Genomic DNA, 25,084 nt, shown 5'->3' with positions numbered 1-25,084 from the left:
GGGTAAATATGAAAAAAATAGAAGAGTATGTGAGGAGCATTCCGGATTTTCCGGAAGAAGGGATCATCTTCCGGGATGTTACTTCAATCCTGCAGGATGCAGACGGCCTTCATCTGGCCATTGATGAACTTCAGAAGACTCTGGAGGGACTGGACTTTGATGTAGTCGTAGGACCGGAATCCAGAGGATTTATTTTCGGGGTGCCGATCGCATACAACCTTCATAAAGCATTCGTCCCTGTACGCAAAAAGGGAAAGCTCCCTTGTGAGACAGTTGAGCTTGAATACGATCTGGAGTATGGCAGCGCCGTGATAGAAATGCACAAGGACGCGGTCAGGCCCGGCCAGAGAGTAGTGATCATAGACGATCTGATCGCCACAGGCGGGACCATTGAGGCAATCATAAAGCTGGTGGAGCAGCTGGGGGGCGAGGTAGTGAAGATCAGCTTCCTCATGGAGCTGGCCGGCCTTAACGGGCGGGAAAAACTGAAAGGCTACAATGTGGAGAGTGTCATTTGCTATGAAGGAAAATAATGTGGTGAAGCTATGGTAGAACAAGAGATTCATCCCAAAGAGAAGCGGGGCCTGACGACTACCAGGATCATCGCCCTGGGATTTGCGGCGGCCATCCTGGTGGGAGCAGTGCTTTTGATGTTTCCTTTTGCGTCGGCTGACGGGACTTGGACCAATCCGATCGATGCGCTGTTCACAGCGACTACCAGTATCTGCGTGACAGGTCTGGTGACAGTGGTGACAGCCAGCCACTGGAGTGTTTTAGGACAGTTTATCATCATGCTTCTGGCGCAGCTCGGCGGTTTGGGAGTCATCACTGTGGCGATGTGCGTTCTCGTGATAATTGGGAAGAGAATTACCCTGAAGGACAGGATGCTGATCCAGGAGACCTATAATATGGACACTTTGTCCGGTCTGGTGAAGCTGATCATCCGGATCGCAAAAGGGACCTTCCTCCTGGAAGGGATCGGGGCTGTTCTTTATGCGATCGTTTTTATCCCGGAGTTCGGTTTTTTTCAGGGGCTGTGGAAGTCCATATTTAATGCTGTGTCGGCTTTCTGCAACGCGGGCATGGATATCGTGGGAGACACCAGCCTGCGGGCCTATGCGGGAAACCCCATCATTAATTTTACCACGATGCTTTTGATCATTTTCGGAGGCCTTGGCTTTGTGGTCTGGTGGAATGTCCTCAAGGCATGGAAGGAGCGGAAGGAAAAGAAAAGGGGATTTGCAGCGGGCCTGAGCCTCCATTCCAAGCTGGTGCTGATCATGACGGCCATCCTGATATTCGGCGGAGCTTTATTTTTCTTTTTGTTTGAATACAACAATCCGAAAACCATTGGAAATATGAACTTCGGTGAAAAGGCCATGGCTTCTTTGTTCCAGTCGGTGACGACCAGGACGGCGGGCTTTGAGACGATTCCGCAGGCGGGACTCACGGAGGGCTCCACACTGCTCACCATCATCCTGATGATAATAGGCGGATCTCCGGCAGGAACGGCCGGAGGGATCAAGACCACGACGGTCGGCATTCTGATTCTGATGGTGTTGTCAACAATCCAGGGGAAAAAGGATACAGAATTTATGGACCGTAGAATTTCTGCCGACGCAGGCAGGACGGCGCTGACTGTCACGATGCTGGCGCTGACCGTGGTGCTCAGTGCTTCGGTGCTGCTGTTTGCCACTGATGGGCTGGGATTCCAGGATACACTGTTTGAGGTGGCGTCGGCCATGGGGACCGTGGGTCTGACCAGGGGGATCACAAGCAGTCTTACCGGAGCGGGAAAGCTGATCCTGGTGTGCGTCATGTATATTGGCCGTATCGGCCCTGTTACTTTGGCGCTGGCGCTGGCGTTGAAACGCAAGGGAAAAAAGCAGAACCGGATGCTGCCGGAAGAAAGAATTCTTATCGGATAGGGTTACAAGGAAATAATAATGAGGGAAAGTAAACGGATTCGTTTCTTTTAACAATTTTTCTTAACATAATACAGTAAAATTGACGGGTAAAAGGAGTAGATCATGGCGAAAAAAGAGTTCGCAGTCTTTGGACTTGGGGAATTTGGAAGCAGCATTGCCATAGCTTTGGAAGAAAACGGCTGCCAGGTGATGGCGATCGACAGCAATGAGGCAAGAGTACAGGAAATCTCAGAATTTGTCACCCATGCTGCTTGTGCCAATGTGGCCGATCAGGCGGTGGTCAAATCTTTGGGAGTCCAGAATATGGACGGAGTCATAGTTGGAATCGGCGAGGATATGGAGTCCAGCATCATGGCGACCATCAGCGCCAAGGAGTGCGGCGTGCCGTATGTGCTGGCGAAGGCCAACAGTGATATCCATGCCACAGTGCTCAAGAAGGTCGGGGCCGATCAGGTGATTTTTCCGGAAAAGGCCATGGGCATTCGTTTGGGCCGGAATCTGGCATCCGGGAATTTCATTGACACCATTGAACTGTCCAAAAAGTTCAGCATGGTGGAGATTGAGGTGCCGCAGAGCTGGGTCGGCAAAACTCTCCGGCAGCTGGACCTTCGGAACCGGGGGATCAATATCATTGCAAGAAAGGGTGAAATGGAGGACATTGTCCTCATTGTGGATCCCGACAGAATCCTCCAGGGACATGAAACGTTTATCATAATTGGAAGCAATAAAGATTTGGAACGGGAACTGCTATGAGGATAGAGAGCAGCTCCAACGGACAGATAAAGCATGTGGCAGCGCTCCAGAAAAAAGCGAGGTATCGGAAGGAGCAGGGCAGTTTTGTGGTAGAAGGTATCCGGATGGTGCTGGAGGCCCCTGAAGAACGCCTTGAGGCAGTCTATGCCTCGGATTCTTTCTTAAAACAGGGCGGCCTGGAAAAGCTGGACGGAATTCCTTTCACGGAGGTGTCCGACCAGGCGTTCCGGGCCATGACGGATACACAGACTCCCCAGGGGGTTCTGGCCGTAGTAAAAGCTTTGGACTGGCAGGAGGAAGCATTTTATACAAAAAAGGATGCTCTTCTTCTGGTGCTGGAGAACCTCCAGGATCCGGGGAATCTTGGAACCATCCTCCGGGCGGGGGAGGGGGCCGGAGTGAGCGGCGTGATCATGAGCCGGGAGACGGTGGACATTTATAATCCAAAAGTCATCCGCTCTACCATGGGTTCCATATACCGCGTGCCCTTTGTAACAGCAGAAGATCTGGGGACCGTCCTGGAGCAATGCCGGAAGCACGGAATTTCATCCTATGCAGCGCATCTCGAGGGCAGCATAAATTATGAGGCTGCAGATTTCCGGAAGCCCACCGCGTTTCTGATCGGGAATGAAGCCACAGGCCTCAGCGATCGTATTTCTGCTGCAGCGGATTTTCTGGTGAAAATTCCCATGAAGGGCTCTGTGGAATCCTTAAATGCGGCAGTCGCAGCATCAATTTTTATGTATGAAACGGCCCGCCAAAGGCGCGCAGAATCAGTCGGAATATAGAGAAATGATACGAAAAAATCCATATGTGCCGTATCGGCCTGCAAACACAATATGATGTGTAGCAGGCCGATACGGCTTTCTACATATAGGTGATAATGTAATAATTTCTTTACATTTTTATGAAGGAATTCTTGTCGAAAATTAAGAACTAAATGGAAATGGGAGTAAAGTGGTGGAGGGTACCCCTGGATGGACTCGAAAAGAGCATAAAGTGGGAAATGGTTGACAAATCAGAAAGACAGTGATATCATGACGGTGTAACAAAGTTGTAACAATTGGAACATCGGCTTAATAATTGAGAAGATGGAGTTCGGATTGCTGCAGCAGGAAACAAGGAGGTATACAATGTTAACCAAGAAGAAAAGCATCGTTTCATGCTTTGTTATCGGTGCATTGCTTTGTACTCTGACTTCTCCCGGAGACAGAGGCAGTACGGCCGCGAAAGAAGCTTTGACTGTGGCAGCGGCAGAGGTAAGCCAGGATTCCGGAAACGGGAAGCAAGACATCAGGAACACCTCAAAAGAAGAGCATACTAGAGAAATTGTAAAGACAGCGATAAAGAGTACAGAGAAGGGCAGCTCTGACACTGCGCCGGAAACGGCAGTGGTCAGAATCGCCGGCGTATCTGTGAAAAGCGGTGCTGCTGATTATGAGACGGCAGTCCAGAGTGAACAGACCGTGAAAGCTTTCGGGCAGTCGGCAGTCCAGCCGCAGGAAAATCCAGCGGATGGAGCACAGTCAGCCGCGGGGAATACACAGGCGGCAGCACAGACCGGGGATGCAGTGTCAGCTATAGCTCCGGAGCTGGAGAACAAAGTAGTCACAACGGTGGACACCTATCTGAATATCAGACAGGAGCCCTCTGAAGAGAGCGAGATCATCGGACGCCTTTACGAGGGAAGCGCCGGGGATATGCTGGAAAACAACGGCGAATGGACCAGAATTTCGTCCGGCGGCGTAGAAGGCTGGGTACACAATGAGTTTGTGGTATCCGGTGAAGCGGCGCAGAGCTTTGCACAGGAGGCGCTGGAACAGCTGGCTACTGTGACGGAAGAGGGCGTGCGCGTCAGAGCGGGAGCTTCTGTGGATTCTACCTGGATCGGCGTGGTGAACGCCAATGAGACTTATCAGGTGGTGCCGGAGGAAGTAAATACGGCAGAAGAAAATACCGATACAGAAAATGCGGGCGCAGCAGAGCAGCCTGAAACGGCAGAGACAGCCGGACAGCCGGAAGAGACTCAGTCTCAGAATGCCGCAGATGCGGACAATGAAAATGCGGCTTCCCAGCAGGAGGCCCCTGAACTTAAATGGGTCAAGATCCTTTATGGGGACGGCGAAGAAGGATATGTCTGCGCAGACTACGTGACTACCGCGTTCAATCTGGGCCAGGCCAAATCCATGGAAGAGATAAAGGCGGAAGAAGAAGCCAAAGCGGCGGCAGAGGCTAAGGCAGCAGAAGAAGCCAAGGCGGCGGCAGAAGCTGAAGCGGCAAAAGAAGCCAAAGCGGCTGAGAAAACAGCCCCCAAGAAGGAAGAAGCGGCGGCTCCGGCTCAGTCTGATTCCGGATGGGTCGCGATGGGTGAGTTTAAGATCACTGCGTACTGCGGCGGCGCATGCTGCAATGGAAAATGGGCAGGGACCACCGCGTCCGGAGCATCACCTTCAGAAGGGCGTACCATTGCCGTAGCTCCCTGGATCATCCCTTATGGGACCCAGGTCAGGATAGAAGGACTGGACGGCGTTTATGTGGCCGAGGATACAGGCGGTTTTGCCAACAGCAACCCTTATCAGATCGACTTGTTCGTATCAGAGCATTCCCACGCAGGAAGCTGGGGCGTACGCTACAGACAGGTGTGGGTAAAACGATAAAACTGAATAAAGAGACAGTTACTGAGAAAGGCCGGTGTTTCTGCACCGGCCTTTTTGCCCCATCTTATGCAGGAAATTGCTCCCACTGCCTTGTAATAAATGGGAAAATGGGGTAGAATGATAAAAGACGCGAGACGGCGTCTGGAAGGAATTTAAAAGAAAGGGGTGCATGATATGACGGCGATATATTGGCTCATCGGCATTGTTGTCCTGTTGGTGATCGAAGCGCTTACCATGGGGCTTACGACTATCTGGTTCGCCGGCGGTGCCCTGGTGGCATTCATCGCGTGTGTGGCGGGAGCTGGGCTGGAGATTCAGGCGATTCTATTTGTTGTAGTTTCCCTGATCCTTCTTTTTGTTACCAGGCCGTTTGCCAAGCGGTACATCAACAAAGGAACGGAAAAGACAAATGTAGAAGGGCTTATCGGCAAAGAAGCCCGCGTTACCGAGCGGATCGACAACAAAGAAGGAACGGGGGAAGCCGTACTGTCAGGCCAGCCGTGGTCGGCGCGGTCCTCGGATGACGGACAGATCCTGGAACCGGGAGATATGGCAGTGGTAGAGGCAGTCAGAGGAGTGAAGCTGATTGTGAGAAAGCAGAGCTGATGGAACGGAGGATATGAGAATATGAGTGTGAATTTTTTGATGGGAAGCATTAATGTGAGCGCGGTGATAGCTGTCGCCATACTGGCAGTCTTGATTTTATTGATTCTTTCGTCCTGTATTAAGATCGTGCCCCAGGCCAGGGCTGTGGTCCTGGAACGTCTGGGCGGATATAAGACCACCTGGTCCGTGGGACTCCATTTGAAAGCGCCGTTTATAGACCGGGTCGCGAAGCGCGTGAACCTGAAGGAACAGGTCATTGATTTTAAGCCTCAGCCCGTGATCACCAAAGATAACGTAACCATGCAGATAGATACAGTGGTATTTTTTCAGATCACAGATCCGAAGCTTTACGCATACGGGGTGGAGAATCCGCTTATGGCGATTGAGAATCTGACCGCCACCACTCTGCGTAATATCATCGGCGATTTGGAATTGGACCAGACGCTCACTTCCAGAGAACTCATCAATACCAAGATGCGCACACAGCTGGACGTGGCCACCGATCCCTGGGGAATCAAGGTGAACCGTGTGGAGCTTAAGAATATCATTCCTCCCAGGGAGATACAGGATTCCATGGAGAAGCAGATGAAAGCGGAGCGTGAGCGCCGTGAAAAGATTCTGCAGGCAGAAGGCGAAAAGAAGTCTACGATTTTGGTCGCAGAAGGAAAGAAGGAGTCGGCGATCCTGGATGCAGAGGCCGAAAAGCAGGCGGCTATTCTGAGAGCAGAGGCCAAAAAGGAAGCTACGATCCGGGAAGCAGAAGGCCAGGCACAGGCTATCATCAAAGTGCAGGAGGCCACCGCAGACGGTATCCGCTTGATCAAAGAAGCGGGCGCGGACAATGCGGTGCTCCAGCTTAAGAGTCTGGAAGCTTTTGCAAAGGCGGCGGACGGTCAGGCAACGAAAATCATCATCCCGTCAGAGATCCAGGGGATTGCCGGCGGCCTGAAGAGCCTCGTTGAGGTAGTGAAGGATTAACATTTTGTGAAATGATAGAGAGTCCGGCTTGCCGGGCTCTCTGCATCCGAAGATATGCCGGATGCATTAGAAAATACATAATATGCGGAGGATGGTACGATGAAGATTATGGACAGCCTGAAGGGAAGGAACTTTCTGACACTGAAGGATTTTACGCCGGAGGAGATCCAGAATTTTTTGGACCTGGCGGCCGATTTGAAAGCGAAGAAAAAGCAGGGGATCACGGGCAGCAGCCTGAAAGGGAAGAACATAGCTCTGATTTTTGAGAAACCTTCCACCAGGACCCGGTGTGCGTTTACCGTTGCCTGCAACGATGAGGGCGGATTTCCCGAATACCTGGGAAAAGGCGATATCCAGCTGGGCAAGAAGGAAAGTGTGGAGGACACAGCCCGTGTGCTCGGCCGGATGTTCGACGGGATTGAATTCCGCGGCTTTTTGCATACCAATGTGGAAGCGCTTGCAAAGTATTCAGGCGTAGTGGTATGGAACGGCCTGACGGACGATTATCATCCTACTCAGATCCTGGCGGATTTTTTGACGATGCAGGAGTGTTTTGGCCATCTGAAAGGCCTGAATTTTGTATTTATCGGTGACGGCAGGAATAATATGTCCAACAGCCTGATGGTCGGATGCGGGAAAATGGGCGTCAACTGTACGATCATCGCTCCTAAGGCTCTGTGGCCGGAGGAAGAGTTGGTTGAGGTCTGCAGGGGATATGCCGCGGAAGCCGGCAGTACTCTGACAGTCACAGACGATGTGGCGGCTGTAAAGGATGCCGATGTGATATATACGGATGTATGGTGCTCCATGGGCGAAGAGGACAAAGCCGCGGAACGTATGGCTCTTCTGAAGCCTTATCAGGTCAACAAGGCTCTGATGGAGAGCACAGGAAAAGACAGTACGGTATTTATGCATTGTCTGCCCGCGGTAAAGGGAAATGAAGTGACGGAGGAAGTGTTTGAGTCGGAGAGATCCGTGGTATTTGACGAAGCGGAGAACCGTATGCACACCATCAAGGCTGTGATGGTGGCGACTTTGGGAGACTGAGTTTCATGTATGTGAACAGGACGAAAAAAAATCCATATACAAAGCAGACCGTCTTTGATATATTGTCCGTGGTATCAGGACTTGCTGTTATTGGACTGGGAGTGTTCGTATTCCTGAATCCGGAAGAATATGCACAGATGTTTCCTGTTATTTTTCTGCTGGCGGCGGTTTTCCAGATATTATGTGCCATACCGCGGCTGGCAGGAGGATATGGAAAGAAAAGCGGAAAACGGAAGGCAGTTGGTATATGCCTGTGCGCGGCGGCCGGCATCCTGCTGATATTTGCAGTGGTAAGCGCCGTATGTCTTTGGAGGTAAGGATTTGAAAGCTAGAATATTGCAGCTTTTGCGGGAGCAGGAGGGCTATGTATCCGGGCAGGACATCTGCCGGAAGCTCTCCGTCTCCCGCACCGCTGTCTGGAAGGTCATCGGACAGCTGAAGGAAGAAGGATATGTCATCGAGGCGGTACAGAATAAAGGCTACCGCCTTTTAGAAGTGCCGGATCTGGTCACAGAGGGAGAAGTGGCCTCGCGTCTCCATACAGGCTGGGCAGGACATCCAACCGTATTTCTGGAAAGGACAGATTCTACCAATAACGAAGCAAAGCGTATGGCAGAAGCCGGCGCGTCTCATGGAACGCTGGTCGTTGCGGAGAACCAGGAGGCGGGAAAAGGGCGCAGAGGGCGTTCCTGGTCCTCGCCGGAAAAAAGCGGGATCTGGATGACGCTGATCATGAAGCCGGAATTCCCTCCTTCTCAGGCATCGATGCTCACGCTGGTGGCGGCTATGGCTGTGGCGGAGGGCGTGCGTTCTGTCACCGGCTTGGAGGCGGGAATCAAGTGGCCGAACGATATCGTGGTGAATGGAAAGAAGATCTGCGGAATTCTGACGGAAATGAGCGCGGAGCCGGATTACATCAACCATGTGGTGGTGGGCATCGGGATCAATGCGAACATGGAGGAATTTCCGCCGGATATCAGGGAAAAAGCAACCTCTTTATCTCTCGAGCTGGGGGAAAAGGTCAGCCGGGCGGCGGTAATCGCCGAGGTCTGGAACGCCTTTGAATTATATTATGACAAGTTCTTGGAGAATGCCGACCTGTCTTCTCTCAGGGAGAAATATGAAGCGCATCTTCTTAACAGAGGAAAGGAAGTGTGCGTGCTGGATCCCAAAGGAGAGTGGCGGGGCGTCGCGAGAGGAATCGACAGGAATGGACGGCTATTGATCGAACAAACAGGAAGCGGAGACGAGGGCCTGAGAGCGGTGGATTCTGGTGAGGTTTCTGTCCGCGGCGTCTATGGGTATGTGTAATATGGATGAGAAAAAAGTGCTGTGCGGGGCGAATTCCTACACACAGAAATATTACTTTAATGATGAATTCTCCATGCTGCCGGAGAACATCCGGGATGAGCTTAAGATTCTCTGCGTACTTTATGTGGAGGACGTGGGCGGTATTCTGACCCTGGAGTTTGACGGGGAGGGGAACCTGGAACTGCGGGTGGAGAATGAGGAGACCGATTATCTTTTTGATGAGATTGGCAGCGTGCTGAAGATCAAGCAGATCCAAAGGGAAAAAGGCGAGCTTTTGGAGTCTCTGGAGCTGTTTTACAGGACCTTTTATTTGAACTGAGAAAAAGTATTCGTTTAGACAGGAGCATAGATGGATCAGAAAAAAAAGCTGGCGATCGGCAGCGTAGAATTGGACGCTCCGGTAGTGCTGGCGCCGATGGCAGGCGTGACAGACCTGCCATTTCGTGCGCTTTGCAAGGAACAGGGATGCGGACTGGTATGTACGGAAATGGTCAGCGCCAAAGCAGTCCATTATAAGAATAAGAACAGCGCCATGCTTCTTTCCGTAAGAAATGAAGAGCGCCCGGTTTCCCTGCAGCTATTTGGATCAGAGCCGGAGCTTTTGGCGGAGATCGCGGCTCTTTTGGAGCCTGGCCCGTATGACATCATTGATTTTAATATGGGATGCCCGGTTCCGAAGGTGGTGAACAATCATGAGGGTTCGGCTCTGATGAAAGAGCCGGAGCTGGCCGGCCGGATCTTGAAGGCAATGGTAAAAGCGGTGAAGAAGCCGGTGACTGTTAAAATCAGAAAGGGGTTTGCAGAGGATTCTGTCAACGCCGTGGAAATCGCGAAGATTGCAGAGGATGCCGGTGTGGCTGCCATTGCGGTGCATGGAAGGACGAGAGAACAGTATTATTCCGGAAAAGCGGACTGGGAAATCATACAAAAGGTGAAAGAAGCGGTATCGGTCCCGGTCATCGGGAACGGAGACATCTTTACTGCCGAAGATGCGGCTTCGATGATGGAGCAGACGGGCTGCGACGGAGTCATGGTCGCCAGAGGAGCCAGGGGAAACCCATGGATTTTCCGGGAGATAAAAGAGTATCTGCTGACTGGGAACAAACGGGAAAGGCCGGATAGCTTGGAGATACGGGAGATGATCCTCAGACATTCCAGGATGCAGGTTGAATTCAAAGGAGAGAGTATGGGAATCCGGGAGATGAGGAAGCATACCGCGTGGTATACGGCAGGCTGCCCCCATTCCGCGTCTTTGAGGGAGGCCGTAAACCATGTGGAGACACTCACAGAACTGGAGACGCTTGTGAAGGAGCGTCTGGAACTGTGATATTTGTGGAAAAACCGCCTGCAAAGCTCCAGAAATGTTGACAATGCGGTAGCTTTGGGATATAATACCTTGAATGTAAAAACGCGCAGGACCGCATGTATTGGCGCGGATGTCATATAATATAACGTGCCGGCTGGAGCCGGGAGTTTTGAACGGTATCCGGAGCCTTTGTATGGAGCAGGGTGTACAGGGGAAGTGCCGGGCGGAAAAATAGAAAAAGGATCTAGGAAGGGAAAGATAGCAGTATGGCAGACACAAAAAAGAACATTCTTACTTATGCCGGCTTAAAGAGATACGAAGATGAGCTGGCGGAACTGAAGCTGGTAAAACGGAAAGAGGTCGCACAGAAGATCAAAGAGGCAAGAGAGCAGGGCGATTTGTCTGAAAATGCGGAATATGACGCGGCAAAGGACGAGCAGAGAGATATCGAGCTGCGGATCGAGGAGCTGGAAAAGCTTCTTAAAAACGCGGAAGTAGTCGTCGAAGATGAAGTAGAGCTGGATAAGATCAGCGTCGGCTGTGAAGTAAAGGTATATGACGTGGAATACGAGGAGGAAATGGATTTCCGGATTGTGGGATCCACGGAAGCGAACAGCCTTCAGAATAAGATATCCAACGAGTCGCCGGTGGGAAAGGCTCTGATCGGTAAACGCGTGGGAGAGACTGTAGTGGTGGAAACCCAGGCGGGAGAGATTGAGTACAAAGTCCTTGATATCAAACGCGTTTCTTAGAATAACAGCAAAAGAGGGAAAAAAATTGGCAGAGCAGAACAGAATCCAGGAACAGGATATAAATCAGCTTCTGAAAGTGCGCCGCGAAAAGCTGGCGGGGCTTCAGGAAGAGGGAAAGGATCCTTTTCAGATTACAAAATATGATGTAACGCATCACAGTGAAGAGATCAAGGCCGGATACGGCCAGCTGGAAGGAAAAGAGGTATCCATCGCAGGGAGGATGATGTCTAAGCGTGTGATGGGGAAAGCCTCTTTTTGCCATATCCAGGATCTGCCCGGAACGATCCAGGCATATGTGGCAAGAGACAGTGTGGGAGAAGAAGCATATAAGGAGTTTAAAAAGTATGATATCGGCGATATCGTCGGGATCAAGGGCACCGTATTCAAGACGAAGACGGAAGAGATTTCCATTCATGTGTCTGAGATCACTCTCTTGTCCAAGAGTCTGCAGATTTTGCCTGAAAAATTCCACGGTTTGACCAACACGGATATCCGCTACCGCCAGAGATATGTGGATTTGATCGTGAACCCGGATGTAAGAAAGACCTTTGTTATGCGTTCCCGGATCATCAAATCCATCCGGGATTATCTGGACGGAGAGGGATTCATGGAGGTGGAGACTCCGATTCTCGTATCCAATGCGGGAGGCGCCGCGGCCCGTCCCTTTGAAACTCATTATAATGCGCTGGACGAGGATGTGAAGCTCAGGATCTCTTTGGAGCTTTATCTCAAGCGCCTGATCGTGGGCGGCATGGAGCGCGTATATGAGATTGGCCGTGTGTTCCGGAATGAGGGTGTGGATACCAGGCATAATCCGGAATTCACACTGATGGAGCTTTACCAGGCGTACACGGACTATCACGGTATGATGGATCTGACGGAGAACATGTACCGTCATGTGGCAAAGGAGGTCCTCGGAGACACCATGGTGACATATGGCGACGAGCAGATCGACCTGGGAAAGCCTTTTGCGAGACTCACGATGGTGGACGCGGTAAAGCAGTATTCGGGAGTTGATTTTAATGAAATACCGGATACGGAAGCGGCGAAGGCCATGGCGGACAAGCACCATATCGAATATGAAGCCAGACATAAGAAGGGCGATATTTTGAGCCTCTTCTTTGAAACCTATGTGGAGGAGCACCTGAGGCAGCCTACCTTTATCATCGACCATCCGGTGGAAATATCTCCGCTCACAAAGAGGAAACCGGACAAGCCGGATTATGTGGAACGATTTGAGCTGTTCATCACAGGACGTGAGATGGCAAACGCCTACTCAGAATTAAACGATCCCATTGACCAGAGAGAACGGTTTAAAGCCCAGGAAGAGCTGCTGGCCCAGGGAGATGAGGAAGCTAACAGCATGGACGAGGATTTCCTGAACGCATTGGAAATCGGAATGCCGCCCACGGGCGGAATCGGCTATGGAATCGATCGTCTGGTGATGCTCTTGACGAACAGCCCGGCTATCCGGGACGTGCTTCTGTTCCCCACGATGAAGAGCATTGGCGGAGCGGATGCGAAAAAGGCTGATAAGACGGAAGATAAGCCGGCTGTGGAAGCCACAGAAACGGTAAAAGAAGTCATAGATTTTTCTAAGGTGGAAATTGAGCCTTTGTTTAAGGACGAAGTCGATTTTGAGACATTCAGTAAGTCTGATTTCCGGGCTGTAAAGGTTCTGGAATGTGAGCCTGTGAAGAAGTCTAAGAAGCTTTTAAAGTTTACTCTGGATGATGGAACCGGTGAAAACCGTACGATCTTAAGCGGAATCCATACCTACTATGAGCCGGAAGAGCTGGTCGGAAGGACGCTGATTGCGATTACCAATCTGCCGCCAAGGCCTATGATGGGATTTGAATCCTGTGGGATGCTTCTTTCTGCGATTCATACGGAAGAAGGAGAAGAAAGACTTAATCTTTTGATGGTCGACGATCATATTCCGGCGGGTGCGAAGCTGTACTAATAGATTAAAATCCGCGCCCAGTTTACACTCTAATAATTGAAAAAGCAAAGAATTGTTTCTGATTTATTAGAAAAATGCAGACGATAAATAAAATATTGAATTAATGGTAATTCAATCAAAGGGTATAGAAAATAAATAGCAGCCGCCTGGTACAGATAATGAACCGGGGCGGCTGTTTTATTTTACCGCATGTATGGGAATGATACTTTATAGAAAAATAATAATATCTTCTCGAAATTTTTCACTTGGTATGTTATACTACTATAAAGCAGTATGCTTGGATGAGGAGTATGTAATATGGTAAATGCGGAACGCACAAAGCTGATGACAAAAGCAGAAATATTCAGAGTTAAGGAAGAGCGGAACGCCCTGCGGCTGAACCACTTTTATAAAGGCGACTATATCAGCTACGAAATGATCCGTTCCGGTATTTTATTTATTTTTGCCTATTTGCTGCTGACAGTGATGTGGGTTCTGTATTTTGCGGAGCCTCTTATGACGCAGACTCGGATAGAGGATTTGGCCATGATGGCTGTCCAGGCGGGTATTGCTCTTGTTTGCCTGCTGGCATGTTTTCTCGTGGCGGCATATTTTGTATTTAAGAGCAAATATCAGAAAGCAAGAGCGAAGGTAAAGGACTATCAGGCTATTCTTAAGCAGATAAGCCGTCTGTATGAGCAGGAGACGGTTAAGGTCTGGAGGGAATCGGAGGAATACAGAGTATGATGACTCTTTTGGTTCTGCGGGAGCGGATAAAAAAATTCTACGCCCGATATGGGGTGCATATCATAAGAGTGCTCCGATTTTTGATTTCATTGGCGGTCTTTATGGCAGTTGACGGATCCATGGGGTATATGGAGAGACTGAATCATATATGGCTGTCGGTAGGCCTGGCGGCTGTCTGCGGTTTTCTTCCCAATGGAGCGATTGTAGTGGCGGCAGGTATATTCGTACTGGTGCATATGTATGCGGTATCGCTGGAGGTGTTTTTCGTGGCGGCAGCAGTCCTTCTGCTGTTTTTCTGCCTTTATTATGTTTTTCAGCCGGGAGACAGCATTGTGCTTATTCTGATGCCGCTCATGTTTGTATGCCGGATTCCCTTGATCATACCTCTTGCTCTTGGGCTGACGGGATCTGTTTTCAGCGTCATTCCTATGAGCTTTGGGATAGTCATTTATTATATGCTGAAATTTGTCAAAGACAATGTGGGGGTCCTCGCCTCCACAGGCTCTCTGTCCATGCCGGGAAGATATACCCAGATGATCAACGGCATTCTGGGGAACCGGGAAATGTGGATCATGGTTGGCGCGTTTTGTGTGACGCTTCTTGTGGTCTATATGATTCGGCGGCTGTCGGCGAACCGTGCCTGGGAAATTGCCATTGTAACAGGCACGCTCGTGAACATCCTACTCCTGTTTGCAGGTGTATTCTTGGCGGATATCGACTTGTCTGTGGTGACCGTCATAGTAGGTGCTGTTCTGGCGGCGGCGGTCGGGTTCCTTTTGGAGTTTTTCTTGTTCCATTTGGACTATTCCAGAACCGAATATGTACAGTTCCAGGACGACGATTATTATTATTATGTAAAAGCTGTGCCTAAGGTGGCGGTAACGCAGCCGGAGGTGACGGTGAGAAAGATAAATCCCAAGAACCAGGGAGAGACAGGGGACGGAGAAGAGCTTTTCACCCTGCACCAGGATATGGGGAGTACGTCGGAGATAATGACGGCCGGAAAAGATCTGGAAAAGACGAAGGATTTATTTAAAGAAGGGAAAATGAAAGATTTGGAGGATACCCAGGTGCTTTCGGGAAAGACCCAGCCTTTAGAGAAGGCAGAGGAGCGACGGGAAACGGATTATGACGAAACTGTTTGATGGAATGAAAACCTATCTTATGCAGAGCATCCCTGATATTAGGGTCACCGATGTGGTCGAGATGATCATCATCGCAGTCCTTTTGTATAATGTAATGCTCTGGATTAAAAATACAAGAGCCTGGGTGCTCCTGAAGGGAATACTTGTGCTTCTGGGATTCATCCTGGTCGCTTATCTGTTCCATATGAATACGATCTTATGGCTGGCCGATAAGACCATCAACGTCGGCATCATCGCGGTGGTGATCATCTTTCAGCCGGAGCTTCGCAGGGCTCTGGAACAGCTGGGGCGGAATAAGGTGCTCGGATTTCTCGTTTCAGATAATGGAAAGATGGTGGATGATAAGTTTTCCGATAAGACGATGAATGAAATCGTAAAGGCCACCTTCGAGATGAGCAAGGTAAAGACAGGGGCCCTTATTGTAATAGAAAGAAAAACTCCGCTGGCGGAATATGAGAGGACCGGGATCTTAGTAGACGGTGTGGTCACCAGCCAGCTGCTGTTAAACATATTTGAGCACAATACGCCGCTTCATGACGGCGCCGTGGTAGTGAGGGGGAACCGTATCGTGGCGGCCACCTGTTATCTTCCGCTGTCTGACAACATGGCGATCAGTAAAGATCTGGGAACCAGGCATAGGGCCGGGGTCGGGGTCAGCGAAGTGAGCGACAGCGTAACGATCATTGTTTCGGAAGAGACAGGGACGGTTTCTGTTGCTTTTGACGGAGGACTGAGGCGGGGTATGGATCCGGATACCCTCAGGGAGGAGCTTAAGCGGATCATAGAAGAGAATGAGGCGCCCAAGGGACGGCGGCTTAAGATTTTGAAAGGATGGCAGAAGCATGAAAAAAAAGCTGACAAATAATTGGCTGCTGAAAATCATCTCCGCCATCGGTGCCGTTCTTCTTTGGATGGTGGTCATAAATATTGACAATCCTACGGATACCTTCACAGTGTCGGGTATTCCGGTGACCGTACTGAATGAACAGTCGGCCATTACGGATAATAATCTGACATATGAGCTGATGGGGGACCAGACCGTCAGTGTGGAGGTCACCGCCAGAAGGACGGACAGAAGGAAGATTTCGGCGGATGATTTTGAAGCTGCCATAGATATGAATGAAATATATGGAGCCACCGGCTCTGTGGCGGTTAAGATTACAGTGGTAAACAATAAAAGCCTGATCCGTTCTTGGACGCAGATCACCAGAAGCATAAAAGTAAACGTTGAAGAAATGCAGACGAAAGAGTTCAAGATTCAGGTGATTCAAAATGGCGAGCCCGCGGATAGCTATGCTTTCAGCGAGATCGCCGTATCTCCCAGCACCGTGAGGGTGACGGCGCCCAAGTCTGTAATGGATAGTATTGACCATGCCGGGATAAACGTGGATGTGTCGGGAGCCGCCGATGATGTTCGGACGGCGGGGGCCGTCAGGCTGCTGAAAGCCAATGGACAGGAAATTGATATGTCGGACGAGCGGATATCCATGAGCGCTGCGGAAGCAGAAGTTGTCATGACTGCAGTGAAGACCAACCAGATAAGCGTTGACGTAAAAGTTACCGGACAGAATGAGGTGGCGGAGGGCTACAAGTATATCAACTTTAAGTGCGATCCCCAGACCATATCGGTGACCGGCGCCAAAAGCCTGATAGCGGAGCTGGATAATATACTGGAGGTCACGGTGGATTTAACAGGCGCGGACAAGGATGTCGTCAAAACAGTCAAGGTAAGTGACTTGCTGCCGGAGGGCCTTAAGGTGGCCGACGGACAGCCGGATACCATAAATATCGTATTTCAGATTGAGAAGCTGACACAAAAGAGCTTCCGTATCAGCAAAAATCAGATCAGTATGACAGGCGCTTCTCCTGACCTTGGATACCGGCTGGGAAATGAAGACGCGGTGACAGTAGTTCTGACAGGTTTAAGTGAAGATCTGGAAAAGGTAAACAACAGCGATCTTTTTGTAACTCTGGATGTGAGTTCGATTGAGTCTCCCGGGACCTATGAGCTGGAACCTCAGGTTGAGATCACGGATGAGTATAAGTCTTATTTTACGGTGACAGCAGCGCGCGTAGAGGTGACGGCGACTTCTCTGACAACAGATACGGAATCGTCGCAGGAGAGCCAGACAGAAACCAGCAGTGAAGCGAGTGAGTCGGTAAACGGGACGGAGAGTACGGAGACTACGGGTACTACAGGCACATCTGCGTCCTCTGGAAGCAGTGAGCAGACAAGATAAAAGTCTTGAATAGATATATGAGGGAATGGAGGGATTATTATGGTTAGCGAGAAGGTGGTTGTTAAAAATCCCACCGGTCTGCATTTAAGACCGGCCGGGGTGCTGTGCAAGGAAGCGATGAATTATGCTTCCTCCATCACATTCCGTTTTGAAAATATAACGGCAAATGCGAAGAGTGTGCTGAGCGTTCTGGGAGCGTGCATTAAGACGGGAGATGAACTGGAGTTCATCTGCGATGGCCCGGATGAGGAAGAGGCGCTGAAAGCGATCGTAGACATAGTGAAAAGCGGCTTGGGTGAGTGAAGGATATGAGAAATAAAAAAAACGCGGTGATGGCAGCGAACTTAGGAATCTACATACTTGGATGTGTGCTGGCCTGCGTATTGAGCAAAACCGGAGAATACGTATTTTCCGGTTTTGTTTTAATTATGCTGGCCGCGGGGGAATATGCCTTTTATTTCCGCAGGCATGGATATCTGTTTCAGATGGAGGCGGTGTTTTCTTTGTTCTGGACGGGAGGGATGGGACTTTCGGCCATGAAGCTATCTCGTCTGGCGGAGGACTGGGAATATCTGACCTGGATCAGCTTTACTCTGGCGTATATATTCTTTATTCTGGGATATGAGTGGGCCGGGAGGAGAGAATGCGCCGGCAGAGAGCTGTTCAGGAAACTGCGTGTAAAAATCTGGGGAGACGAAAGAACTGGAAAACCGGGCAAAGACGAGACGGCAAAAAGGCTTTTTCGGTGTATCCTTGCGATACTGCTGGTTTCCTATGCCTGTTTTCTTCTGGAGGCCGCGGTCATCCGTGAGATTCCTCTTTTTTCGGACAAGCCTCATGCCTATTCATATTTTCATCTGTCAGGAGTACATTATTTCACAGTCAGCAGTATATTTGTATTGCCTCTGTCTGTGCTGTATAAGAAAGTCAGGGGCAAGCTGAGCGTAAAAGAGTGGACAGCTCTGGGTGTGAGCTGCTGTGCCGCTCTGGCCATTCCGGTCCTCTGTGTGTCCCGGTTCCAGCTGATGCTGGCAGTGCTTCTCTCCATATGTGTGGCAGTGGCGGCTTATCCACAGATCAAGCTTCGGTACATCATATTGGTCCTGGCAGCTCTGATTCCGGTTTATGTGGGTTTGACGGTGGCGAGGAATCATGATGTGGCGTATTTGAACGGTATCTTTGAAATGAAGAATGCAGAAACACCGATTTTTGTGACACAGCCGTACATGTATGTTGCCAATAACTATGATAATTTTAACTGCCTTGTCAAAGAGCTTCCGGCCCATACATTTGGCCTGCGCCAATTGTTTCCTGTGTTCGCGCTGACCGGACTTAAATTTTTGGCGCCCGGTCTGGTGAATTTTCCAATCTATGTTACGAAAACGGAGCTGACGACCGTCACCTTGATATACGATGCCTATTATGACTTTGGAGTTTGGGGAGTGGCGCTTTTTGGACTGGTGCTCGGAATGGCCTGCAGGAAAGTGGCGTCTTCCCAGAAGAAAAGCGGGAATCCTGTATCCTGCCTGTTTTATGCACAGATTGCGATGTACTTGGTCTTTTCTTTCTTTACGACCTGGTTCAGCAATCCGACGACCTGGTTCTGGCTGGGGCTGACTGCTATAATTTATGTTTATGTCGGCCATAGACAGAAGGAATATGTTTCGGGGAAAATACAATTGTAATCTTTGGGGCGGTATGCTATACTTAGTCTACGCCGGCGGCGGTGACGCCTTGCCGGCGAATCTATAAGATGGGACTGATGACTCATGGGGCTGGACCTAGGAAGAACAGCACAAAAATTAAAATGTATATTATAGCAAAGTACAGTGTGATCTATCGACTATGAAGCTTTTCCAGAGATATGTTGGAGCAGAGCAGACAGAAAAACGATTATGGAGAAGATCCAGGGAGGACGATAGATCATGTTAAATTTTAAGAGATATAAACGAGTACCGGTGATGGATTATCCGGAAAGACAGTGGCCGAATAAGGAGATAGAAAAAGCTCCCGTGTGGTGCAGCGTTGACCTGCGGGATGGAAACCAGGCTTTGATCGAGCCTATGGTCGTAGAAGAAAAGATTGAGATGTTTAATCTTCTTGTAAAGCTTGGCTTCAAGCAGATCGAGGTCGGATTCCCGGCGGCGTCTCAGATCGAATACGATTTTTTACGGCAGCTGGTCGACCGGAATCTGATTCCAGATGACGTGGTGATTCAGGTATTGGTACAGTGCAGAGAGCATCTGATAGACAGGACTTTTCAAGCCCTTCAGGGCGTTAAACGCGCGGTGGTCCATATCTACAATTCCACTTCGACTCTTCAAAGAGACGTGGTATTCGGCATGGACAAAGAGCATATTAAACAGATTGCCGTCGAAGGCACGAAGATGGTGAAGGAACGGGCGAAGGATTTCCCCGGTGAGATCGTGCTGGAATATTCTCCGGAGAGCTTTACCGGGACAGAGATGGATTATGCGCTGGAGGTATGTACGGCGGTACAGGAAACGTGGGGGCCCACCAAGGAGGAGCCGATCATCATCAATCTTCCCGCTACGGTGGAAATGACGACTCCCAACGTATACGCGGACCAGATTGAATGGATGCACCGGAATTTTAAAGACCGGGAGACCATAGTATTGAGTGTACATCCCCATAACGACCGGGGGACCGGAGTGGCCGCGACGGAGCTTTCTCTGCTTGCGGGAGCGGACAGAGTGGAAGGCACCTTGTTCGGAAACGGAGAACGTACCGGGAATGTGGATGTCCTGACTGTGGCTTATAATATGTTTTCACAGGGAATCGACCCGGAGCTGGATATCGAAAATATCCGGGAGATCATTGAGGTATATGAAAGATGCTGCAAGATGGAGATCGACCCCAGGCATCCATATGCGGGCAAATTGGTGTTCACCGCTTTTTCAGGATCCCATCAGGATGCCATCAACAAGGGCGTCAGGGCGCTTAAGGCCAGAAAGAATCCGTATTGGGAGGTCCCGTATCTTCCTGTGGATCCTTCCGATCTGGGCAGGGATTACGAGCCCATCGTCCGGATCAACAGTCAGTCCGGAAAAGGCGGCGTAGCCTTTGTCATGGATACCTTCTATGGGTTCAAGCTGCCTAAGGGAATGCACAAGGAGTTTGCGGATGTGGTGCAGGCCGTGGCGGAGGCCCACGGAGAAGTGGCGCCGGAGCAGATCATGGAGCTTTTTAAGGCCGAGTATCTGGCTGCCAAGGAGCCGTTCAACTTTATCCGGTGTGAGACTACAGACGTGGGAGAGACCGATACCCAGGCCAAACTGACCTTCAAGTACCAGGGAGGAATCCTGTCGGCGAAGGGAGTCGGAAACGGGCCCATTGACGCGGCGCGGGATGCCATCGAGCAGACGGTGAATGTTCACGTAAAGGTACTGGACTATTCGGAGCACGCGTTGGGCGAGGGTTCTCATGCACAGGCTGCGGCTTACATTCAGGTGATGGATGTGGATACCGGAAGGGTGACCTTCGGTGTCGGCGTGAGCCCGAATATTACGAGAGCTTCTCACAGGGCGCTGTTCAGCGGACTGAACAGGCTGTTTAAATAAGGCTTTGGGTTTAAGGAAAGCTTAAGATTATAAAGAAGATCGTAAGGAACTCCGGCGGTTATGACCGCCGGAGTTCTTGCATTTACAGGTGAGATGTAGTAAAATGATATCCGATTGTAAGCACTGGGAGTAGTGCGCCCTGAAGGAAGCCGGTCAGGGCAGAAAGGAATCCGCGGTAATTTTATGAAAAAATTTGACTATGTGATCGTGGGCGGCGGCCTTTTTGGCGGGGTCATGGCCTGGTACGCAAGAAAAAACGGGAAGACCTGTCTGATAGTTGAAAAGCGGAAACAGCTGGGAGGCAATATTTACTGTGAAGATATAGAAGGGATACCGGTGCACCGGTATGGCGCCCATATTTTCCATACATCTGACAAAAATGTATGGCAGTTCGTAAATGGACTGGTAGAATTTAACCGGTATACCAATTGCCCTGTGGCTAATTATCATGGTGAGATGTATAATATGCCTTTTAATATGAATACGTTCAGTAAAATGTGGGGGATTTCCACGCCGGAAGAAGCCAGGGCCAAGATTGAAGAACAAAGGGCGGGGATATTCGGACAGCCGGCGAATTTGGAGGAACAGGCCATTTCCCTGGTTGGGACTGATATTTATGAGAAACTGATCAAAGGATATACAGAAAAACAGTGGGGAAGGGCCTGTAAGGAGCTGCCCAGCTTTATCATCAAGAGACTCCCGGTCCGCTATACGTATGACAATAATTACTTTAATGATCGGTATCAGGGTATTCCAATCGGCGGTTACAACGGTATAACGGAGAAACTGTTTGAGGGCTGTGAGGTGATGCTGGAGACGGATTATCTGGCAGATAAAAAAACGTTCGATGCCATGGGAGACCGGATCATCTACACCGGGACCATAGATGCGTATTTTAATTATCGCTATGGGAAGTTGGAATACAGGAGTCTTAGGTTTGAGGATGATATCTTTGATGTGGACAACTATCAGGGAGTGGCGGTGGTGAACCATACGGCCAGGGAAGTGCCTTATACGAGGACCATTGAGCACAAACACTTTAACTGTACCGTACCCTATTCTGAAATTCCCAAGACTGTGGTCACCAGAGAATACTCAGTGGCCTGGGAAGAAGGAATGGAACCGTATTATCCGGTCAACGATGAGAAAAACCAGGAGCTTTATCAAAAGTATGCGGAGCTGGGCGCCGGAGAGAAGAACGTGATGTTCGGCGGCCGTCTGGCAGAATACAAATATTATGATATGGATAAGGTCATAGAATCGGCCATGAAGAAAGCAGAGGCGGAATTTGGGAGCCTTGCCTGACTTTGAGATATCAATGACAGGACGTATGCAGGGCGCTTGGAAAACCAGGCACAGGAGGAATATATGCAGGCAATCATCTTAGCGGCAGGTATGGGAAAAAGGCTTAAAGAGCTGACGAAGGACGCGACGAAATGTATGGTCAAGGTCGATGGTGTCACGCTGATCGAGAGGGCGCTGACTCAGCTGGACGGACTTGGTTTGTCCAGGATTGTCATTGTAGTAGGGTATGAAGGAAAAAAATTGATGGATTATATCGGGACCTTGTCCATAAAGACTCCCACCATATATGTCGACAATCAGATCTATTACAAGACCAATAATATCTATTCCTTATATATGGCAAAGGATTATCTGACAGAAGAGGACACGCTTCTTTTGGAGTCGGATCTCATATTTGAAAAAGCCGTCTTGGAAAAGCTGGTGAATGACCCCTATCCCAGCCTGGCTCTTGTGGCGAAGTATGAGAGCTGGATGGACGGAACGGTAGTGACGCTGGATGAAGAAGACAATATTCTGGATTTTATCGGAAAGAAAAGTTTTCGCTTTTCCGATGTGGACAAGTACTATAAGACGGTAAATATCTATAAATTCGGGAAGGAATTTTCCAATTCCCACTATGTTCCCTTTTTAGAGGCATATTGTAAGGCATTGGGAAACAACGAATATTATGAGCAGGTGCTGAAGGTGATCACGCTCCTCGACACGCCTGTCATCAAAGGACTGCGCCTGGACGGAGAGCTTTGGTATGAAATCGACGATGAACAAGACCTGGATATCGCAGAGTCCCTGTTTGCCGAGGGGAAAGAGAAGCTTAAGAAAATTTCCGGCCGTTATGGCGGATATTGGAGATATCCGCATCTTAAGGATTTCTGTTATCTGGTGAATCCTTTTTATCCCGGAGAAAAGCTGGTGGATGAGCTGAAGGCCAGCTTTACAGAGCTTTTGACCAATTATCCTTCCGGCATGGAGGTCAACAGTCTCGTGGCGGCAAAATATTTTGGACTTAAAAAAGAGCAGGTCTGTGTGGGAAACGGCGCCGCAGAGCTGATAAAGCTCTTGATGGAAATGGTGCCCGGAAAGCTTGGTACGGTATATCCCACCTTCGAGGAATATCCAAACAGAAAAAAAGATGAGCTGGAGGTGTTCACACCCGGCAATCGTGATTTCACATATACGGCAGATGAACTCATGGAATATTTCGGGGAAAAGGATATTGCCATTTTGGTGCTGATCAATCCGGACAATCCCTCCGGCAGCTATATTCCCAGGAAGGATGTACTTCGGATGGCAGAATGGGCGGAGAGAAAGAAAATCCGCTTTGTCTTGGATGAGTCCTTTGTGGATTTTGCGGATGGGGATATGGAAGAAAACTCCCTGCTGTGCCAAGACGTCCTGAATCGTTATCCGGCGCTCTTTGTGGTAAAGAGCATATCAAAATCCTACGGAGTACCGGGGCTTCGCCTCGGGGTAATCGCGGGCGGTGATACAGCGTTTATCAGCAGGATGAAGAAACAGGCGGCCATTTGGAATATCAATTCTTTTGGGGAGTATTACATGCAGATCGCTGAAAAGTACAAAGGGGATTACAGCAGGGCGATGGAGCAGTTTAAAGAAGTGAGGAGCAGATATCTTGCGGCTCTAGGCGATATTCCCCATCTTCGGCCGGTCCCTTCCCAGGCCAATTATGTGATGTGCGAGCTTATGGATGGATTTGACAGCGGCAGGCTGGCCGCTGTCCTTCTGGAAAAATACAATCTTCTGATTAAGGATCTGTCCGCGAAGAGAGGATTTGGGAACAGGCAGTATATACGTCTGGCGGTGAAGCGGCCGAAAGAAAACGAACAGCTTTTAGAAGCTTTAAAAACGGAGCTTTCCGGACCCGTAAGGTGAGGAGGGCATAGATCCGGACAGGGAACGGAGCACATGATATGTTTAAGGAATACGACGATTCGACACTTAAAACTCTTCAAAGGATCGAGCTTGGAATCTTAAAGGATTTTCTATACCTTTGCGGTAAATATGAGCTGACCTATTTTTCCTTTGCCGGGACGGCCATCGGGGCGCTGCGCCATCAGGGATTTATTCCGTGGGACGACGATATAGACGTATGTCTTCCACGGAAGGATTATGAGAAATTCATCCAGGCTGCCAAAGAAGAGTTTGGAGAAAAATACACGGTGATGAATGCAGAGTATGATGAAAATTATCCTCTGACCACCACGCGCTGGATGCTGAAGGGGACAAAATTTCGGGAAGAAGCCCTCCGGGATATTGACTGTGAGCTGGGTATCTTTCTGGATATTTATCCCTTTGACAACGTATCCGATGATGATAAGGAATACCGGAAGCAGGCGAGGGACGCGTGGTTTTGGAGCAAGATTCTCATACTGCGCTGTATGCCGGAGCCGGTGATATTGGGAAGCGGTTTTAAAGTGGCAGCCGAGAGGGCTGTCTGCAAGGCCGCACATCTGTTTCTTAAAGTTTTCGGGTATTCTAAGAAAAAGATATATCAGAAATGTAAAGCGGCCATGACCCGGTATCAGGACAGGGAGACAGGCCGGCTGAGCTATTTATGCGATACGGACCGGTTCTGGAATACGATTGAAAAAAAGGACCTGTATCCGCTCAGACAGGAGCCCTTTGAGGATATAAAATTGAATTTTCCGAATCATATCGAGAAAATGCTTTCCCAGATGCATCCTGATTTTATGACGCTTCCTCCGGCGGAGAAGCGCAAGAACCACTATCCGTATCAGCTTGATTTCGGAGAATATGGGAGAGAATAA

At 49.7% G+C, this 25,084-nt stretch carries 24 protein-coding genes; all 24 read left to right on the top strand.

Annotated elements, in window-relative coordinates:
* Window positions 1–8: 8 nt before the first annotated feature.
* The 24 genes from H9Q78_RS07290 to H9Q78_RS07175 all read left to right on the top strand — a co-directional run bounded on the left by H9Q78_RS07290 (window position 9) and on the right by H9Q78_RS07175 (window position 25,084).
* A complete protein-coding gene (locus tag H9Q78_RS07290) occupies window positions 9–533 on the top strand; it encodes an adenine phosphoribosyltransferase (protein WP_249300566.1) in 525 nt (174 codons plus the stop codon).
* 12 nt (window positions 534–545) lie between these two features.
* Complete coding sequence (locus tag H9Q78_RS07285) at window positions 546–1,928, top strand: TrkH family potassium uptake protein (RefSeq protein WP_249300564.1); 1,383 nt, start codon at window positions 546–548, stop codon at window positions 1,926–1,928.
* Window positions 1,929–2,030: 102 nt separating this feature from the next.
* Window positions 2,031–2,681, top strand: coding sequence for a potassium channel family protein (locus H9Q78_RS07280; protein ID WP_147596236.1), 651 nt, complete (start codon window positions 2,031–2,033; stop codon window positions 2,679–2,681).
* Window positions 2,678–3,469, top strand: coding sequence for a TrmH family RNA methyltransferase (locus tag H9Q78_RS07275; RefSeq protein WP_249300562.1), 792 nt, complete (start codon window positions 2,678–2,680; stop codon window positions 3,467–3,469). The genes H9Q78_RS07280 and H9Q78_RS07275 overlap by 4 nt, the downstream gene beginning before the upstream one ends.
* Window positions 3,470–3,814: 345 nt before the next feature.
* The gene (locus tag H9Q78_RS07270) at window positions 3,815–5,338 is read left to right on the top strand and encodes an SH3 domain-containing protein (RefSeq protein ID WP_249300560.1); all 1,524 of its coding nucleotides are present in this window, start codon (window positions 3,815–3,817) and stop codon (window positions 5,336–5,338) included.
* A gap of 174 nt (window positions 5,339–5,512) precedes the next feature.
* Window positions 5,513–5,944, top strand: coding sequence for an NfeD family protein (locus H9Q78_RS07265; RefSeq protein WP_147596233.1), 432 nt, complete (start codon window positions 5,513–5,515; stop codon window positions 5,942–5,944).
* A 39-nt stretch (window positions 5,945–5,983) separates the two neighbouring features.
* Window positions 5,984–6,922 carry an SPFH domain-containing protein gene (locus H9Q78_RS07260; protein WP_408635201.1) on the top strand — a complete coding sequence of 313 codons (939 nt, stop codon included), beginning with the start codon at window positions 5,984–5,986 and terminating at the stop codon, window positions 6,920–6,922.
* A 99-nt stretch (window positions 6,923–7,021) separates the two neighbouring features.
* Window positions 7,022–7,969 carry an ornithine carbamoyltransferase gene (argF, locus tag H9Q78_RS07255; protein WP_334298676.1) on the top strand — a complete coding sequence of 316 codons (948 nt, stop codon included), beginning with the start codon at window positions 7,022–7,024 and terminating at the stop codon, window positions 7,967–7,969.
* Between the two features lie 5 nt (window positions 7,970–7,974).
* Window positions 7,975–8,286, top strand: coding sequence for a DUF6637 family protein (locus tag H9Q78_RS07250; RefSeq protein WP_249304677.1), 312 nt, complete (start codon window positions 7,975–7,977; stop codon window positions 8,284–8,286).
* A 4-nt stretch (window positions 8,287–8,290) separates the two neighbouring features.
* Window positions 8,291–9,280 carry a biotin--[acetyl-CoA-carboxylase] ligase gene (locus H9Q78_RS07245; protein ID WP_249304675.1) on the top strand — a complete coding sequence of 330 codons (990 nt, stop codon included), beginning with the start codon at window positions 8,291–8,293 and terminating at the stop codon, window positions 9,278–9,280.
* A 1-nt stretch (window position 9,281) separates the two neighbouring features.
* Entirely contained in the window at window positions 9,282–9,599 is a 318-nt protein-coding gene (locus H9Q78_RS07240) for a DUF6145 family protein (protein WP_249304671.1), read from the top strand.
* Window positions 9,600–9,629: 30 nt separating this feature from the next.
* Window positions 9,630–10,607 carry a tRNA dihydrouridine synthase DusB gene (gene dusB / locus H9Q78_RS07235; RefSeq protein ID WP_249304669.1) on the top strand — a complete coding sequence of 326 codons (978 nt, stop codon included), beginning with the start codon at window positions 9,630–9,632 and terminating at the stop codon, window positions 10,605–10,607.
* Between the two features lie 245 nt (window positions 10,608–10,852).
* Complete coding sequence (gene greA / locus H9Q78_RS07230) at window positions 10,853–11,338, top strand: transcription elongation factor GreA (protein ID WP_147596229.1); 486 nt, start codon at window positions 10,853–10,855, stop codon at window positions 11,336–11,338.
* A 25-nt stretch (window positions 11,339–11,363) separates the two neighbouring features.
* Window positions 11,364–13,301, top strand: coding sequence for a lysine--tRNA ligase (gene lysS / locus H9Q78_RS07225; RefSeq protein WP_249304668.1), 1,938 nt, complete (start codon window positions 11,364–11,366; stop codon window positions 13,299–13,301).
* A 297-nt stretch (window positions 13,302–13,598) separates the two neighbouring features.
* The gene (locus tag H9Q78_RS07220; RefSeq protein WP_249304666.1) at window positions 13,599–14,027 is read left to right on the top strand and encodes a hypothetical protein; all 429 of its coding nucleotides are present in this window, start codon (window positions 13,599–13,601) and stop codon (window positions 14,025–14,027) included.
* Window positions 14,024–15,172, top strand: a complete 1,149-nt coding sequence (locus tag H9Q78_RS07215; RefSeq protein ID WP_249304665.1) for an ABC transporter permease — start codon at window positions 14,024–14,026, stop codon at window positions 15,170–15,172. Before H9Q78_RS07220 ends, H9Q78_RS07215 begins: the two co-directional genes overlap by 4 nt.
* A complete protein-coding gene (gene cdaA, locus H9Q78_RS07210) occupies window positions 15,156–16,037 on the top strand; it encodes a diadenylate cyclase CdaA (RefSeq protein WP_147596208.1) in 882 nt (293 codons plus the stop codon). The genes H9Q78_RS07215 and cdaA overlap by 17 nt, the downstream gene beginning before the upstream one ends.
* A complete protein-coding gene (locus H9Q78_RS07205; protein ID WP_249304663.1) occupies window positions 16,015–17,412 on the top strand; it encodes a CdaR family protein in 1,398 nt (465 codons plus the stop codon). Before cdaA ends, H9Q78_RS07205 begins: the two co-directional genes overlap by 23 nt.
* A 39-nt stretch (window positions 17,413–17,451) precedes the next feature.
* Window positions 17,452–17,715, top strand: coding sequence for an HPr family phosphocarrier protein (locus tag H9Q78_RS07200; RefSeq protein ID WP_249304662.1), 264 nt, complete (start codon window positions 17,452–17,454; stop codon window positions 17,713–17,715).
* Window positions 17,716–17,720: 5 nt separating this feature from the next.
* A complete protein-coding gene (locus H9Q78_RS07195) occupies window positions 17,721–19,097 on the top strand; it encodes an O-antigen polymerase (protein WP_249304660.1) in 1,377 nt (458 codons plus the stop codon).
* A 240-nt stretch (window positions 19,098–19,337) separates the two neighbouring features.
* On the top strand, window positions 19,338–20,993 hold the full coding sequence (gene leuA / locus H9Q78_RS07190; RefSeq protein ID WP_249304658.1) for a 2-isopropylmalate synthase: 1,656 nt from the start codon (window positions 19,338–19,340) through the stop codon (window positions 20,991–20,993).
* A gap of 183 nt (window positions 20,994–21,176) precedes the next feature.
* Window positions 21,177–22,298: a UDP-galactopyranose mutase gene (gene glf, locus H9Q78_RS07185; protein WP_249304656.1), complete on the top strand. Its 1,122-nt coding sequence runs from the start codon at window positions 21,177–21,179 to the stop codon at window positions 22,296–22,298.
* A 63-nt stretch (window positions 22,299–22,361) separates the two neighbouring features.
* On the top strand, window positions 22,362–24,188 hold the full coding sequence (locus H9Q78_RS07180; RefSeq protein WP_249304654.1) for an aminotransferase class I/II-fold pyridoxal phosphate-dependent enzyme: 1,827 nt from the start codon (window positions 22,362–22,364) through the stop codon (window positions 24,186–24,188).
* A 38-nt stretch (window positions 24,189–24,226) separates the two neighbouring features.
* Complete coding sequence (locus tag H9Q78_RS07175) at window positions 24,227–25,084, top strand: LicD family protein (protein ID WP_249304652.1); 858 nt, start codon at window positions 24,227–24,229, stop codon at window positions 25,082–25,084.

The sequence above is a fragment of the Qiania dongpingensis genome, assembly GCF_014337195.1.
Classification (GTDB): Bacteria; Bacillota; Clostridia; order Lachnospirales; family Lachnospiraceae; genus Lientehia; species Lientehia dongpingensis.
Note: the sequence above shows the minus strand (reverse complement) of the source record. Positions and strands in the feature narration are given on the sequence as shown.

Bases quoted from the DNA above. Each gene is read 5' to 3' on its own strand.
- H9Q78_RS07290 (WP_249300566.1), top strand. From the start codon at position 9: ATGAAAAAAATAGAAGAGTATGTGAGGAGCATTCCGGATTTTCCGGAA.
- H9Q78_RS07265 (WP_147596233.1), top strand. From the start codon at position 5,513: ATGACGGCGATATATTGGCTCATCGGCATTGTTGTCCTGTTGGTGATC.
- H9Q78_RS07250 (WP_249304677.1), top strand. From the start codon at position 7,975: ATGTATGTGAACAGGACGAAAAAAAATCCATATACAAAGCAGACCGTC.
- glf (WP_249304656.1), top strand. From the start codon at position 21,177: ATGAAAAAATTTGACTATGTGATCGTGGGCGGCGGCCTTTTTGGCGGG.
- argF (WP_334298676.1), top strand. From the start codon at position 7,022: ATGAAGATTATGGACAGCCTGAAGGGAAGGAACTTTCTGACACTGAAG.
- H9Q78_RS07180 (WP_249304654.1), top strand. From the start codon at position 22,362: ATGCAGGCAATCATCTTAGCGGCAGGTATGGGAAAAAGGCTTAAAGAG.
- H9Q78_RS07240 (WP_249304671.1), top strand. From the start codon at position 9,282: ATGGATGAGAAAAAAGTGCTGTGCGGGGCGAATTCCTACACACAGAAA.
- H9Q78_RS07260 (WP_408635201.1), top strand. From the start codon at position 5,984: ATGGGAAGCATTAATGTGAGCGCGGTGATAGCTGTCGCCATACTGGCA.
- leuA (WP_249304658.1), top strand. From the start codon at position 19,338: ATGTTAAATTTTAAGAGATATAAACGAGTACCGGTGATGGATTATCCG.
- H9Q78_RS07270 (WP_249300560.1), top strand. From the start codon at position 3,815: ATGTTAACCAAGAAGAAAAGCATCGTTTCATGCTTTGTTATCGGTGCA.
- H9Q78_RS07205 (WP_249304663.1), top strand. From the start codon at position 16,015: ATGAAAAAAAAGCTGACAAATAATTGGCTGCTGAAAATCATCTCCGCC.
- greA (WP_147596229.1), top strand. From the start codon at position 10,853: ATGGCAGACACAAAAAAGAACATTCTTACTTATGCCGGCTTAAAGAGA.
- H9Q78_RS07215 (WP_249304665.1), top strand. From the start codon at position 14,024: ATGATGACTCTTTTGGTTCTGCGGGAGCGGATAAAAAAATTCTACGCC.
- H9Q78_RS07175 (WP_249304652.1), top strand. From the start codon at position 24,227: ATGTTTAAGGAATACGACGATTCGACACTTAAAACTCTTCAAAGGATC.
- cdaA (WP_147596208.1), top strand. From the start codon at position 15,156: ATGACGAAACTGTTTGATGGAATGAAAACCTATCTTATGCAGAGCATC.
- H9Q78_RS07195 (WP_249304660.1), top strand. From the start codon at position 17,721: ATGAGAAATAAAAAAAACGCGGTGATGGCAGCGAACTTAGGAATCTAC.
- H9Q78_RS07280 (WP_147596236.1), top strand. From the start codon at position 2,031: ATGGCGAAAAAAGAGTTCGCAGTCTTTGGACTTGGGGAATTTGGAAGC.
- H9Q78_RS07275 (WP_249300562.1), top strand. From the start codon at position 2,678: ATGAGGATAGAGAGCAGCTCCAACGGACAGATAAAGCATGTGGCAGCG.
- H9Q78_RS07200 (WP_249304662.1), top strand. From the start codon at position 17,452: ATGGTTAGCGAGAAGGTGGTTGTTAAAAATCCCACCGGTCTGCATTTA.
- dusB (WP_249304669.1), top strand. From the start codon at position 9,630: ATGGATCAGAAAAAAAAGCTGGCGATCGGCAGCGTAGAATTGGACGCT.
- H9Q78_RS07285 (WP_249300564.1), top strand. From the start codon at position 546: ATGGTAGAACAAGAGATTCATCCCAAAGAGAAGCGGGGCCTGACGACT.
- H9Q78_RS07220 (WP_249304666.1), top strand. From the start codon at position 13,599: ATGGTAAATGCGGAACGCACAAAGCTGATGACAAAAGCAGAAATATTC.